11 protein-coding genes are annotated in these 13740 nt (G+C 63.9%); 8 read left to right on the forward strand and 3 right to left on the reverse strand.

Annotation, left to right across the window (positions count from 1 at the left end; translation table 11 throughout):
- Positions 1-2: 2 nt before the first annotated feature.
- Positions 3-1187: a UbiH/UbiF family hydroxylase gene (locus tag ACP2YO_RS24240; RefSeq protein WP_426433579.1), complete on the reverse strand. Its 1185-nt coding sequence runs from the start codon at positions 1185-1187 to the stop codon at positions 3-5.
- A 134-nt stretch (positions 1188-1321) separates the two neighbouring features.
- On the opposite strand from ACP2YO_RS24240, the gene pcsA reads away from it, so the two are divergent.
- The 3 genes from pcsA to ACP2YO_RS24255 all read left to right on the forward strand — a co-directional run bounded on the left by pcsA (position 1322) and on the right by ACP2YO_RS24255 (position 4100).
- Positions 1322-2050 (forward strand): phosphatidylcholine synthase, encoded by a 729-nt coding sequence (gene pcsA, locus ACP2YO_RS24245; protein ID WP_426433581.1) that lies wholly within the window; start codon positions 1322-1324, stop codon positions 2048-2050.
- The gene (locus tag ACP2YO_RS24250) at positions 2047-2772 is read left to right on the forward strand and encodes a TerC family protein (RefSeq protein ID WP_426433583.1); all 726 of its coding nucleotides are present in this window, start codon (positions 2047-2049) and stop codon (positions 2770-2772) included. Before pcsA ends, ACP2YO_RS24250 begins: the two co-directional genes overlap by 4 nt.
- A 353-nt stretch (positions 2773-3125) precedes the next feature.
- Complete coding sequence (locus ACP2YO_RS24255) at positions 3126-4100, forward strand: quinone oxidoreductase family protein (RefSeq protein ID WP_426433585.1); 975 nt, start codon at positions 3126-3128, stop codon at positions 4098-4100.
- Positions 4101-4207: 107 nt separating this feature from the next.
- Here ACP2YO_RS24255 and ACP2YO_RS24260 read toward each other — a convergent pair whose 3' ends face one another.
- A complete protein-coding gene (locus ACP2YO_RS24260; protein ID WP_426433587.1) occupies positions 4208-5404 on the reverse strand; it encodes an acetylornithine transaminase in 1197 nt (398 codons plus the stop codon).
- Between the two features lie 322 nt (positions 5405-5726).
- Here ACP2YO_RS24260 and ACP2YO_RS24265 point away from each other — a divergent pair, with 322 nt between their 5' ends.
- Positions 5727-6677, forward strand: a complete 951-nt coding sequence (locus ACP2YO_RS24265) for a hypothetical protein (protein ID WP_426433589.1) — start codon at positions 5727-5729, stop codon at positions 6675-6677.
- Between the two features lie 26 nt (positions 6678-6703).
- Here the strand turns inward: ACP2YO_RS24265 and rimO are convergent, their stop codons facing one another.
- Positions 6704-8029, reverse strand: coding sequence for a 30S ribosomal protein S12 methylthiotransferase RimO (gene rimO, locus ACP2YO_RS24270; protein WP_426433591.1), 1326 nt, complete (start codon positions 8027-8029; stop codon positions 6704-6706).
- Positions 8030-8148: 119 nt separating this feature from the next.
- On the opposite strand from rimO, the gene ACP2YO_RS24275 reads away from it, so the two are divergent.
- The 4 genes from ACP2YO_RS24275 to ACP2YO_RS24290 all read left to right on the forward strand — a co-directional run bounded on the left by ACP2YO_RS24275 (position 8149) and on the right by ACP2YO_RS24290 (position 13621).
- Entirely contained in the window at positions 8149-8739 is a 591-nt protein-coding gene (locus ACP2YO_RS24275; RefSeq protein WP_426433593.1) for an ANTAR domain-containing response regulator, read from the forward strand.
- Positions 8736-9893 carry a CmpA/NrtA family ABC transporter substrate-binding protein gene (locus ACP2YO_RS24280; protein WP_426433595.1) on the forward strand — a complete coding sequence of 386 codons (1158 nt, stop codon included), beginning with the start codon at positions 8736-8738 and terminating at the stop codon, positions 9891-9893. The genes ACP2YO_RS24275 and ACP2YO_RS24280 overlap by 4 nt, the downstream gene beginning before the upstream one ends.
- Before the next feature lie 348 nt (positions 9894-10241).
- Positions 10242-12026 (forward strand): NirA family protein, encoded by a 1785-nt coding sequence (locus ACP2YO_RS24285; RefSeq protein WP_426433597.1) that lies wholly within the window; start codon positions 10242-10244, stop codon positions 12024-12026.
- Complete coding sequence (locus ACP2YO_RS24290; RefSeq protein ID WP_426433599.1) at positions 12023-13621, forward strand: sulfite reductase subunit alpha; 1599 nt, start codon at positions 12023-12025, stop codon at positions 13619-13621. Before ACP2YO_RS24285 ends, ACP2YO_RS24290 begins: the two co-directional genes overlap by 4 nt.
- Positions 13622-13740 lie beyond the last annotated feature (119 nt).

Raw genomic sequence — 13740 nt, forward strand, 5'->3', positions numbered from 1 at the left:
GTCTAGCGGCGCCAGGAGGGTGCAAGGCCCTCGCGCATCGCCAGCCGGCGCAGCGGGCCGACCGCGCCGATCAGATGCAGGCCGCCGGCGCGCATGGTCTGCACGGGCAGGAAATCGCTGAGCAACGAGCGGTTGGCGATGTCGATCGCCCAAGTCCGGCTGGCGACGTCGGGACGCCGGGCCGCATGGTAGCGTGACAACACGGAAGGTGTACCCGGATCTTCGCCACGCGAGATCGCTTGCCCGACGATGCCGGCGATATCGGCGGCGTCGCGCAGTCCCATATTGAGACCCTGCGCGCCGATCGGCGGCAGCACATGTGCGGACTCCCCCACCAGCGCGATGCGGTCCTTAGCGAATTGCCGCGGCCGCTCGATGGCGAGGGGGAACACGTGACGCCCCGGCTCGACCTCGATACGGCCGAGGATGGAATGGGATTGCGTCTCGGCAGCCGCGGACAATTCGTCGTCGCCAAGCGCCATCAACCGCTCGGCCTCCTTCGGTGCGCAAACCCAGACCACGCTGCTCCTGTTGCCACTGAGCGGCACGAATACGCAGGGTCCGTGTTCGGTATGGAATTCGGTCGAGATGTTCCGGTGCGGCCTTGTGTGGGTGATGTTGAAGGTGAGGGCGGACTGCCCGAGCTGGCGGCTGACGATCTCGATGCCGGCGGCCTCGCGCGACAGCGAATGGCGGCCGTCGGCGCCGACCACGAGCCGCGCCGACAATGACTGGCCCTGCCGCGTCTGGATCGTGACAGCGGCATCTTCAGGGTGGATCGAGGCGGCTTCGTCGTCGAACCGCGTCAGCGCGGTCAATTCGCCGGCACGTTCCTCGAGCGCCGCGACCAGCGAGCGGTTGTCGATGTTGAAACCGAACTGCTCGCGCCCGATCTCGTCGGACGAGAAGCGCACCTCCGGCGCGCGGATCAGCCGCCCGGTGTCATCGACGAGGCGCATGGTCTTGAGCGCCGCCGCCTTGTCGCTGCAGCGGCGCCAGACGTCCAGCCGCTCCAGCAGATCGGTTGAGGCGCCCAGCAGTGCGGTAGTGCGGTTGTCGGCGTAGGGCGCATGGCGTGCCAGCAGCGCGGTCTTCGCGCCGGTATCGGCTAGCGCAATCGCGGCGGTCAGCCCGGCCGGGCCGCCGCCGATAATGATACTGTCATAAACTTGCAGGTCGTCGGTCATGGCGGGACAATTGACGTTGTTGGCGTCAATTTCAAGCCACCGGTCACGGTCAGCAGTTTCCCGCAGTTTGCGCGGCGGAACGCCGCAAGACTGCATATGCAAACCGGCGCGATTCCTGATAGCACTGCGGCGACATGGACCAGACCAGCGAGCCGGAAGCGTTGCCTGAGCGGATGCGCACCGCCGCATTCTCCGTTCATATTTTCACGGCGCTGGGGGCCGGGATCGCGCTGCTGGCGATGCTGGAGGCTGTGCGCGAGCATTGGGCCAGCATGTTTGGCTGGCTCGGCGTGGCACTGGTCATCGACGGGATCGATGGGCCGCTGGCGCGCAGGCTCGACGTGGTGCGGCTGCAGCCGAACTGGTCCGGCGAGGTGCTCGATCTGGTGGTCGATTTCCTCACCTATGTATTCGTGCCAGCCTATGCGATCACCGCGAGCGGGATGTTGCTGCCGGTGGCGGCGCCGATCCTCGGCATCGGTATCGTGGTCTCAAGCGCACTGTATTTCGCCGACCGCCGGATGAAATCCGACGACAATCATTTTCGCGGCTTTCCGGCGTTGTGGAATGCCGCGGCGTTCTATCTGTTCCTGCTGCATCTGCCGCCTGTCATGTCGACGGTCGTGGTCGCTATTCTGATCGCGCTGACGTTTGCGCCGTTTCATGTGCTGCACCCGTTCCGGGTGGTGCGGCTGCGCTGGCTGACCCTCTGGCTGCTGGGCGCCTGGGCCGTGCTCGCTGCCTACGTCCTGGCGAACGACTTCGTGGTCGGCGCGCCGATCACATTCGGGCTCTGCGCCATCGCCGCCTACATCGTCGGCAGCGACACCGTGATCCGCAGATTGAGAGCATTCAAGGCATGATGCAATTGATCGCCAGCCCGGAGGCCTGGGCTGCATTGCTGACGTTGACCGCGCTGGAGATCGTGCTCGGCATCGACAACGTGATCTTCCTCTCGGTGATCGTGTCGCGTATCCCGCCAGCAAAGGCCAAGCGCGCACGGCAGATCGGCCTGTTGCTGGCGCTGGTGTTCCGCATCCTGCTGCTCAGCATCCTGGTGTGGCTGATCGGGCTGACGGAGCCCGTCATTACGATCAAGAGCGTCGCGCTGTCCTGGCGCGACATCATCCTGATGGGCGGCGGCCTGTTCCTGATCGCGAAGGCCACCCACGAGATCCATGGCGAGGTCGAAGCGCGCGAGGCCGATGAAGACGCCAAACCAAACGCCAGCGCGTTCTTCTGGGTGATCGTGCAGATCATCATCATCGATCTGGTGTTCTCGCTGGATTCGATCATCACCGCGATCGGCATGGCGCAGGACATCGAGATCATGATCGCGGCAGTCGTGATCGCCTGCGTCATCATGTACGTCTCGTCGGGGCCGGTGGCGCGATTTGTCGCGGCCCATCCAACCACCAAGATGCTGGCGCTGGCGTTCCTGGTGCTGATCGGCGTGGCGCTGGTGGCGGACGGATTCAAATTCCACATCCCGCGCGGCTATATCTATTTCGCAATCGCGTTCTCGGCCGCCGTCGAGCTGTTCAACGTGCTGGCCCGGCGCAACCGCAAGAAGGCCACGGGATAGGATGGTGCCTAGAGCGGGATGAAGTTAGGTCGGATCGGTCAGGCCGCAATTTGCCGTCGCAGGGGCGCGTTGCCAAAATATCGAAAACAACCCCATGCAAAGTAGCCGACGGCGAACGGCGTTCGACCAAGCAACTTGACACGTCAGGCAAATCAGCGATATTATTCTAATATTCCGAAATGATGCAAGCGCGGCGGCGCCGACATCTTCCAAGGGTCTCCCAAGGCGGCGGTGAATCTCGCTCGTCGCTCTAATTCAACCTGATCTCATCGTCCTCCAGCCGCTCTGTTGACAAGGCGGCCCCGATGGCATTCGCTCCCCGCGAGCGACAATCTGCGAGGGGAGCGACCAAGATGACCAAGGCTGTGCGCGTGCACAAGGTAGGCGGCCCGGAAGTCCTGACCTATGAGGACGTCGAGGTGGCGGCGCCCGGCGCAGGCGAGGTGCGGATTCGCCAGCACGCGGTCGGGCTCAATTTCATCGACGTCTATTTCCGCACCGGCCTCTACAAAGCGCCCGGCCTGCCGTTCATCGCCGGCAACGAGGCCGCGGGCGAGGTCGTGGCGGTTGGCCCCGGGGTGACCAACTTCCATCCCGGTGATCGCGTCGCCTACTACTACAACCTCGGCGGCTACGCCTCCGAGCGCGTCATCCCGGCCGACAAGCTGGTCAAGCTGCCCGACCACATCACCTATGAGCAGGGCGCCGTGCTGATGCTCAAGGGTCTGACGGTCTGGTACCTCCTGCACAAGACCTTCAAGGTCGAGCCCGGACACCGCGTGCTGATCCATGCCGCGGCCGGCGGCATCGGCCTGCTCGCCTGCCAGTGGGCGCACGCGCTCGGGGCGCATGTCATCGGCACCGTCGGCTCGAAGGCGAAGGCCGACATCGCGCTCGCCAATGGCTGCGATCACGTCATCCTCTACAACGAGGAGAATTTCGTCGAGCGCGTCAAGCAAATCAGCCGCGGCGAGCTGTGTGACGTCGTTTACGACGGCGTCGGCAAGACCACGTTCCCGGGATCGCTATCGTGCCTCCGGCCACGCGGCCTGTTCGTCTCTTTCGGCAATGCCTCTGGTCCGGTGCCGCCGTTCGCGCTCGCCGAACTCAACAACCATGGCTCGCTGTTCGCGACCCGGCCGAAACTCAACGACTATGTCGGCACCCGCAAGGAGCTGCTCGAAGGCGCCGACACGCTGTTCGCGGCCGTGATCAACGGCAAGCTGCACGTGCCGATCAACCATGCCTATGCGCTGAAGGACGTCGCCAAGGCGCATATCGACCTCGAGAGCCGGGCGACCACGGGGGCGGCGATTTTGAGGCCGTAGCCTCTCTCTCCGTCATTGCGAGCGTAGTGAAGCAATCCACGCCTCCACTCGGGGATAGATGGATTGCTTCGTCGCTTCGCTCCTCGCAATGACGGATGTGGCAGCCGCTATGCCACCCGCCTTGCCGCACCGACTTTCGTCAGCACCGTATCCAGGCAATCGATCATCGCGAGAATCTCCTCACGCGTGACGTTGAGCGCCGGCATGAAGCGCAGCGCATCTGCTTGCGGCGAGTTGACCAGTACGCCGTCCGCGAAGGCCTCTGCGACAACAGCCGCGCCGATCGGCATCTTGAGGTCGAGCGCGAGCAGCAGGCCGCGGCCCCTGATGTCACCGAGCCCGTGCCGCGCCGACAGCCGTTGCAATTCGCTCTCGAGGAAAACCCCGGCGCTGGTCACCGATTTCAGGAAATCGGGCTGACCGATCTGGTCGAGCACGGCGAGGCCTGCGGCGCACATCAGCGGATTGCCGTTGAACGTGCCGCCCTGGTCGCCGTGATCGAAGCACGAGGCGTGCTCGGTCGCGAGCAGGGCCGCAAGCGGCACGCCGCCGCCGATGCCCTTGCCGAGCGTCATGATGTCGGGCTCGATTCCGGCATGCTCATAGGCGAACAGCTTTCCGGTCCGGCCCATGCCGGTCTGGATCTCGTCGACGATCAGGAGCAGGCCGCGCTGCTGGGTCAGCGCCCGCAACTCCCCGAGGAATTCATCGGTCGCGGGCCACACGCCAGCTTCGCCCTGGATCGGCTCCAGCATCACGGCAACCGTCGACGGCGAGATCAGCCGCTGCACCAACTCGATATCGTTCAGCCTGGCTTTGCGAAAGCCCGAAACCTTCGGCTCGAACAGCGGCTCGAACGCTTTCTTGCCCGAGGCTGACATGGTCGCAAGCGTCCGGCCGTGGAAGCCGCCTTCGAAGGTGATGATCTCGTACGCGCCGTTCTTGTACTTCGCGCCATATTTGCGCGCGAGCTTGATCGCGCCCTCGTTGGCCTCCGCGCCGGAATTGGCGAAGAACACCTGGTCGAAGCAGCTTTGCTCGACCAGCGCCTTGGCCAGTTTGAGGCTGGGGCCGTTGTAGAAAGCAGGACTCGGCGTCAGCAGCGTTTTGGCCTGTGCCGCGAGCGCGTCGGCGACGACGGCCGGCGAGTGGCCAAGCGGGTTGACGGCCCAGCCCTGCACGAAATCGAGATAGCGCTTGCCGCTGTCGTCCCACAGATACGAGCCCGCGCCGCGCACGAACACGACCTCGGGGCGGGCGGTGATGTCCATCAGCGCATCGAACGGATGGGTGGCGGTGGTCATGTCGATCTCCTCTGGGTGGTGCTGGGGTGAAAGGGCGGGCCGAAAAGCAAGAAGGCCGCGCTTTGGGGCGCGGCCTTCTCGAAAACCTGGGCTGATTTTACTTGATCAGCGCTGGCGTCGGACACGGCGCGGCCCATCATCGTCGCTGATGCGACGACGGCAGATGGCGCGGCGGTTGGTCCGGTTCAGCTTCATGGCGCAGGCCAATACAGCGAGAGGGCCGGCAATGTCAAGGATAAGTGTACGAGGTGACCGGACGCGTTGCAATTGCGTATAGCCGCCGATCCTGTATTTCAGGCCAAACCGCATCAGGAGCAAGTGCTTGGCTGCATCGATTCAATTCCAGGAGCTCTGCGCGATACCGACCCTGCCGGGTTTTTCGCTGGTCAGGAACGCCGTCGCGCGCGACAGTTCGCTGTTGTTCCTGTTCGCCGAGACGTCCACCGCCCAGTCTCTCTCCGAGACCTACAAGCAAGGTATCGGTGTGTTTCAGCGAACCCGAGCGAGGGCCCCTGCGCGCCTCTGCCTCGTGAAGGTGACGTCGGAAGCGTTGCACACGATCGAGCTTCCTGAACTCGATTTGACCTTTCCGGAAGTCGATGTCTTCCCCGACGGAAGAATTCTCATCGCGGGACCAAGATGCGAATGGCGAGGCGAATACGACTTCGATCTGAACGGCGCCATTGTCCAACCCACCACGGGGAAGGTAACTCGAATACTGCTGGGGGACGGCATTAGCACCATACAGGTCGACGACCTCAGCCGTATCTGGGTCGGCTATCTCGACGAAGGCGTCCTCGGTAACTTTGGCTGGGGATTTCGGGGTGGTCCGACGCCAGTTGGCGCAGCCGGGCTTGTTTGCTTCTCCGATGTGGGCGAGAAAATCTGGGAGTTCCCCCACAATTGCTCTTGTTCGATTACGGATTGTTATGCGCTGAACGTATCGGGGACCAACGCGACGGCCTTCTTCTATACGGAGTTTCCGATCTGCAGCATCAGCAGCAGCTTTGAGCTTGCCTTCCGCACGACAAATCTCGCCGGCTGCCACACGCTTGCGGTGTCCGAGACTGAGGCTCTCTTTTCGGGGCAGTACCGTGATCCGCCGGACGCCGCCTACCGTGGCAAGCTGTCGGCAGAGCGGTTGTGGCCTGTCAGGCGGCTGCGCATGTTGATGCCGGACGGATCAGCCCGATCCGGGGGCCAGTTATTGGCGCGCGGGAAGTCGCTCTACCACTTCGACGCCGAGAAAGTCTGCCGCTTCAGTCTGGACTAGGGCGCGAGCAAGAGGCGTGAGCGCCGTCAGAATCCCGCGACGCTGCCGTGCAGGTCGTACTGGTCGGCGCGCTCGATCTTTGCGGTGACGATCTCGCCGACCTTCAGCGGGCGGCGGCTCGACAGATAGACCGCGCCGTCGATCTCAGGCGCATCGGCCTTCGACCGGCCTTTTGCAACCGATGGCCCGACCTCGTCGATGATCACCTGCTGGCGGGTGCCGACCTTGCGCTTCAGGCGCTTGGCCGAAATCTTCTGCTGCCGCGCCATCAGCGCGTTCCAGCGCTCCTGCTTGATCTCGTCGGGCACAACATTGCCGATCGCATTCGCGGGAGCGCCGGCCACCGGCTCGTATTTGAAGCAGCCGAGACGGTCGATCTCGGCGTCATCGAGCCAGTCGAGCAGATAGGCAAAGTCGGCATCGGTCTCGCCGGGGAAGCCGACGATGAAGGTCGAACGCAGTGTCAGCTCGGGGCACTGCTCGCGCCATTTCTGGATCCGCGCCAGCGTCTTTTCCTGCGCGGCCGGACGCTTCATCGCGCGCAGCACATCCGGGCTTGCGTGCTGGAACGGGATGTCGAGATAGGGCAGCACCTTGCCCTCGGTCATCAGTCCAATGACCTCGTCGACATGCGGGTAGGGGTAGACATATTGCAGGCGGACCCACGTGCCGAGTTCGCCGAGCTCCTTGGCGAGATCGAAGAATTTGGCGCGGACGCTGCGGTCCTGCCACGGGCTCTCGGCGTATTTCAGGTCGACGCCGTAGGCCGAGGTGTCCTGCGAGATAACAAGCAATTCCTTGACGCCGGCTTTCACCAGCCGCTCGGCTTCGCGCAGCACATCATTGGCGGGACGGGACACCAGGTCGCCGCGCAGCTTCGGGATGATGCAGAAGCTGCAGCGGTTGTTGCAGCCCTCGGAAATCTTCAAGTAAGCGTAGTGCCGCGGCGTCAGCTTGATGCCCTGCGGCGGCACCAGATCGAGATGCGGATTGTGCGCCGGCGGCAGCGCGCGGTGCACAGCCTCAAGCACGCTCTCATATTGCTGCGGACCCGTGATCGACAGCACGCCGGGATAGGCCGATACGATCTGCTCGGGCTCGGCGCCCATGCAGCCGGTGACGATGACCTTGCCGTTCTCGGCCATGGCCTCGCCGATCGCCGAGAGCGATTCCTGCTTGGCGCTGTCGAGGAAGCCGCAGGTGTTGACGATGACGATATCGGCGCCGTCATGCTTGCGCGCGAGCTCGTAGCCTTCCGCGCGCAGCCTGGTGATGATGCGCTCGGAATCGACCAGTGCCTTGGGGCATCCCAAGGACACAAAGCTCACTTTCGGCGCAGCGGCCTGTCGCATATCCCTGAATCTGCCTGATGGATGGGGCAGGAGCTAGTCCCAATTGCCGAGAATTACAACCCTTTCCGCACCGCATTGGCGTGATATGGGTGCGTCTTGCCGGATCATACGAGTGCCTGATGAGCGCTGAATCGTCTCCCAAGATCGTTATTGTCGACGAGAGCCCGATCCGTGCGGCCATCCTGGAAGAGGGGCTGCGGGAGGCGGGCTATACGGACGTCGTCCACATCAGCGAGATGCAGAGCCTGCTCTCGCGGATCTACGCGCTCGACCCGGACATCATCGTCATCGATCTCGAGAACCCCAGCCGCGATGTGCTGGAACAAATGTTCCAGGTCAGCCGCGCCGTCCGCCGGCCGATTGCGATGTTCGTCGACCAGAGCGATGCCGCTTCGATCCAGGCCTCGGTGGAGGCGGGCGTCTCCGCCTACATCGTTGACGGCCTGAAGAAGGAGCGCATCAAGCCGCTCCTCGATCTCTGCGTCTCCCGCTTCAACGCCTTCTCGAAGCTGCAGGATGAGCTCGACCGCACCAAGCATGCGCTGGAGGAGCGCAAGGTGATCGATCGCGCCAAGGGAATCCTGATGAAGGTGAAGGGGCTGACCGAAGAGGAGGCCTATGTGCTGATGCGCTCGACCGCGATGCGCGAGAAAAAAAAGATCGGAGAGATCGCGCAATCGATCCTGACGGCGTCGGAGTTGCTCAAATGACCACACCATTGCGCATCGGGTTCATTCCGCTGGTCGACGCGGCCGCACTGATCGTTGCCGTCGACAAGGGATTTGCCGCCACTGAGGGCCTCGACGTCACGCTGGTGCGGGAAGTGTCGTGGTCGAATGTCCGCGACAAGCTCAATATCGGTCTGTTCGACGCCGCCCATCTGCTGGCGCCGGTGGCGATCGCCTCGAGCCTCGGGCTCGGCCACGTCAAAGTGCCGATCGTGGCGCCCTTCAACCTTGGGCTCAATGGCAACGCGATCACGGTGTCGCCGGCGCTGCACGCCGCGCTGATGGAAGAGATCGACGGCGACCGTTTCGATCCGATGGCCACATCACGCGCGCTCGCCCGCGTCGTTGCGAAGCGGCGCCAGAGTGGCGCGGAGCCGTTGACCTTCGGCATGACCTTCCCGTTCTCGACCCATAATTACCACTTCCGGTTCTGGATGGCCGCCGGCGGCGTCGATCCGGACGAGGATGTCCAGCTCGTGGTGCTGCCGCCGCCCTACATGGTGGACAGCCTGGCCAATGGGCATATCGACGCCTTCTGCGTCGGCGCACCCTGGAATTCGATCGCGGTCGATCTCGGTATCGGCCACATCCTGCACTTCGTCGCCGACATCCTGTTCAGCGCGGTCGAGAAGGTGCTGGCCGTGCGTCAGAACTGGTCGGAGAAGCACCCGGATGTGGTGGCGGCGCTGGTGCGCGCACATCTGCGCGCCGCCGAATTCATTGAGGAACCGAACAACCGGCCCGAGGTGGCGCGCATCCTCAGCTCACCCGAGCGGATCGGCGTCGACGCCGAGGTCATCCAGCGTACGCTGGATGGCCGGCTGAAGATCTCGCCTGACGGCACCATGCGCGAAAGCAATCGCTATTTGCTGGTCGGGCGCGAGGCTGCGGCACGGCCCGATCCGGTACAGGCGGCGTGGCTCTATGCGCAGATGGTCCGTTGGGGCCAGACGCTGTTCAGGCCCGAGGCGCTGAAGACCGCGATGGCGGTGTTCAGGCCCGACCTCTACGACGCCGCCTCCGGTCACCCGGCAGGAGCGTCCAACGCCATCGGCGCCTTCGCCGGTCCGCCCTTCGACCCCAATGACGTTCCCGGTCATCTGGCGGCCTTCAAGATCGGGCGTTGGAAGCTTTGAATCTCGGGTGATGCTCTTCTGGGCAGTTGGTCGTGTCCGCCCGTTTTCTAAGCGGAATGCCCAGATTCCGGTGCGGCTATCGGGATCGGCCGCTTCAGGTCATTTTCTAACTCACTGAAACGTCTGGATATTCCTCGCGACTCGAGGTGGCACGCGACTTGTATGTTACAGTGCGGCCACCCGTCGCCGATGGCGGCTGGCAATATCCAAGATGGATTTCCGCAGCAACGAGGCTGTTCGGGCCGTTTTGGGGACGAACCGGCAGCAACGCCGAATTCGCACCCTCAGCGGTCAAACCCGTTTCGTTGAACCCGCCCGCAGGGTGGCCGCAGGAGCTTCGTCTCAGTCATGAAAATCGAGCCGGTCTCAGTCGACTTCACCGACGAACAGAAACGCTATCTGGAAGGCTTTACATCAGGCCTGCAGATCAGCCGCGTCGGCCGCGGCCTTGGCGGCGGTGCAGGCAAGGCGAACGCTGAGCCTGTCGGCCCCGACGCTGCGCACCTCAAGGCGCAGGACAAAGTTACCGCATCGGGCAAGAAGCTCGCCGACCAGGAGAAGTTCAAGCGCGAGGAGCATCCCTTCGATGCCTATCCGCGCCTGAAGCAGCAGGCGCTTGATAACGCCGCGCCGAATCCCGCGGACAATTTCCGCTGGCGCTATTACGGCCTGTTCTACGTCGCGCCGGCGCAGGACTCCTATATGTGCCGGCTGCGCATTCCGAACGGGATCCTGAAGCACTGGCAGTTCGCGGGGCTTGCCGATCTTGCTGAAGCGCTTTGCGGTCCGTTCTGCCACGTCACCACGCGCGCCAACATCCAGGTGCGCGAGATTCCGCCGAAGAATGCCGTCGCGCTGATCGAAGGTATCCAGGATCTCGGCCTGTGCTCGCGCGGCTCCGGCGCCGACAACATCCGCAACGTCACGGGCACGCCGACCGCCGGGATCGATCCGCAGGAATTGCTCGATACCAGGCCGTATGCGCGGGAGTGGCACCACCACATCCTCAACGACCGCTCGCTGTACGGCCTGCCGCGCAAATTCAACGTCGCATTCGACGGTGCCGGCAAAATCGCCGTGCTGGAAGAGACCAACGACATCGCATTCACCGCTGTCGAGGTGAAGGAGGACTTTGGCGTCGAGCCCGGAATCTGGTTTCGGCTCGGCATCGGCGGCATCACCGGGCACCGGGATTTTGCCAAATACTCCGACATCATCGTCAGGCCGTCTGAGGCGACCAGGGTCTCGGATGCAATCGTGCGCGTCTTCATCGAAATGGGCGATCGCACCAATCGCAACAAGGCGCGGCTGAAATACGTGCTCGACAGCCTGGGCCACGACAAGTTCCTCGCGCTGGTCGAGGAACGGCTCGGCCAGCCGTTCACCCGCGTGCCAGCGGCAGCGCTGGCGCCGCGGCCGGAATTCGACCGCATGGCGCATATCGGCGTGCACAAGCAGAAGCAGGCCGGGCTGAACTGGATCGGCGTCTCGCTGCCGCTCGGCAAGGTGACCTGTGAGCAGATGCGGGGACTTGCAAAAATCGCGCGCGATCTCGGCGATGGCGATGTCCGCCTCACGGTTTGGCAGAACCTGCTGATCCCGGGCGTACGCGACGAGAATGTCGAGCTTGCAATCGCCGCGATCGAAAGCATCGGGCTTGCGGTCGAATCCTCGCAGATCCGCGCCGGGCTGATCGCGTGCACCGGCAATGCCGGCTGCCGTTTCGCGGCCTCGGACACCAAGCGCCATGCGGCTGCGATCGGCGACTGGTGCGAGCCGCGCGTCGCTATGGATGTGCCGCTCAACATCCATCTAACCGGCTGCCATCACTCCTGCGCGCAGCATTACATCAGCGATATCGGGTTGATCGGCGCGCGCGTACCGGTCAACGAAGAGGGCGACACGGTCGAAGGCTATCATCTGTTCGCCGGCGGCGGTTTCGGCGCCAATGCCGTGGCGGGGCAGGAGGTGTTCCACGACCTCAAGGCCGAGGAGGCGCCACACGCCGTCGAGCGGCTGCTGAAGGCGTATCTTGCCCACCGCACGTCATCAGATGAATCTTTCCTCAGCTTTGCGCGCCGCCACAACGGCGAAACGCTGCGCAAGCTCGCCGATGCCGAGGTCTCCGCATGAACCAGATCACCCCTCGGCCGAAGATCGACATCATTCCCGCCAGCGCACCGTTCTCCGAGGCGCAGCGCTCCTGGCTTAACGGCTTCTTCGCAGGCCTGTTGTCGGATGCACCGACGCCACTGTCGGCAGAACAGGGCGCCGGCATTATGCAGGACGCCGGCGATGGCGACGATGGCGAAGCGCCGTGGCACGACCAGACCATGCCGATCACGGAACGGATGAAGCTTGCCGACGGGCGCCCGCTGCGGCGCCGCATGATGGCGGCAATGGCGCAGCAGGATTGCGGCCAGTGCGGCTACAATTGCCACGACTATTCGGACGCGATCGCCGGCAAGAGCGAGGCGCGGCTCAATCTCTGCGTTCCCGGCGGCAAGGAAACCGCGCGGATGCTGAGGTCGCTCTATGAAGAGATCGACAAGGCGCCGGCCGCGACGTCGACGCCGGCGGCTGCCGAAGTAGCCGCGGCGGCACCGGCCGGCGAGCCGGGCCGCTCGCGCGACAATCCGGTTGCGGCGAAATTCCTGTCGCGCCGACTGCTCAACAAGCAGGGCTCGGAGAAGGAGACCTGGCATATCGAGTTCGATCTCGCGGTCTGCGGTCTCGGCTATGTCGTCGGCGACTCCTTCGGCATCTTCGCGCGTAACGATCTCGGCCTGGTCGACCAGATCATCGCGCTGCTCGGCGCCTCGCATACCACCGAAGTCCGCGGCAAGACGCTGCGCGAGGTACTGCAGGACGACGTCTCGCTGTCACCGGCGCCGGATTCGCTGTTCGAATTGCTGTCGTATCTGACCGGCGGCGCACAGCGCGAGAAGGCGCGCGCGCTGGCGCAAGGGGAAGACCCCGATGGCGACGCCGCGACGCTCGACGTGATGGCCGTGCTGCAAAAATTCTCGAAAGTGCGGCCGCACCCGGAGGCTTTCATCGAGGCGCTGGAGCCGCTGCAGCCGCGACTCTATTCGATCTCGTCGTCGCACAATGCGACGCCGGGAAAATTGTCGCTGACGGTCGATTGCGTCCGCTACGTCGTCAACAAGCGCGGGCGGCTGGGGCTGGCCTCGACCTTCCTCGCCGAGCGGATCAATCCGGGCGACGAACTGAAGGTCTATGTGCAAAAGGCACACGGATTTGCGCTGCCGCAGGATCCGAAGACGCCGATCGTGATGATCGGACCGGGCACCGGGATCGCGCCGTTCCGCGCCTTCCTGCTTGATCGCCGCGCCACCGGCGCGCCCGGCAAGAACTGGCTGTTCTTCGGCCATCAGCGCTCCGACTGTGATTTTTTCTATGCCGACGAGCTCAACGCGATGAAGACTGCGGGGCTGCTGACGCGGCTGTCGCTGGCATGGTCGCGCGACGGCGAGAAGAAATTCTACGTGCAGGACCGCATGCGCGAACTCGGCCGCGAGCTGTGGACGTGGCTCGCCGAAGGCGCCAACGTCTACATTTGCGGCGACGCCAAGCGGATGGCAAAGGACGTCGAGCGCGCAATGGTCGACATCGTCGCCCAGCATGGCGCGCGCTCCACGGACGAGGCCATCAGCTTCGTCGCCGATCTGAAGAAGAACGGCCGGTTCCAGCAGGATGTGTATTAGACGGGTTCCCGAAGCCTCGAATTGCAACGAATAGAATTCTCGCGCAAATGCGCCGCGTGGAATTTTTCACTCGGAACCCTGTCTTTCGAGCTGATGGCATCGCTATTTCGGCCGCCCGC

The sequence above is a fragment of the Bradyrhizobium genosp. P genome (assembly GCF_049949265.1).
GTDB lineage: Bacteria > Pseudomonadota > Alphaproteobacteria > Rhizobiales > Xanthobacteraceae > Bradyrhizobium.

Bases quoted from the DNA above. Each gene is read 5' to 3' on its own strand.
- ACP2YO_RS24290 (WP_426433599.1), top strand. From the start codon at position 12,023: ATGAACCAGATCACCCCTCGGCCGAAGATCGACATCATTCCCGCCAGC.
- ACP2YO_RS24255 (WP_426433585.1), top strand. From the start codon at position 3,126: ATGACCAAGGCTGTGCGCGTGCACAAGGTAGGCGGCCCGGAAGTCCTG.
- ACP2YO_RS24250 (WP_426433583.1), top strand. From the start codon at position 2,047: ATGATGCAATTGATCGCCAGCCCGGAGGCCTGGGCTGCATTGCTGACG.
- ACP2YO_RS24260 (WP_426433587.1), bottom strand. From the start codon at position 5,404: ATGACCACCGCCACCCATCCGTTCGATGCGCTGATGGACATCACCGCC.
- rimO (WP_426433591.1), bottom strand. From the start codon at position 8,029: ATGCGACAGGCCGCTGCGCCGAAAGTGAGCTTTGTGTCCTTGGGATGC.
- pcsA (WP_426433581.1), top strand. From the start codon at position 1,322: ATGGACCAGACCAGCGAGCCGGAAGCGTTGCCTGAGCGGATGCGCACC.
- ACP2YO_RS24275 (WP_426433593.1), top strand. From the start codon at position 8,149: ATGAGCGCTGAATCGTCTCCCAAGATCGTTATTGTCGACGAGAGCCCG.
- ACP2YO_RS24240 (WP_426433579.1), bottom strand. From the start codon at position 1,187: ATGACCGACGACCTGCAAGTTTATGACAGTATCATTATCGGCGGCGGC.
- ACP2YO_RS24285 (WP_426433597.1), top strand. From the start codon at position 10,242: ATGAAAATCGAGCCGGTCTCAGTCGACTTCACCGACGAACAGAAACGC.
- ACP2YO_RS24280 (WP_426433595.1), top strand. From the start codon at position 8,736: ATGACCACACCATTGCGCATCGGGTTCATTCCGCTGGTCGACGCGGCC.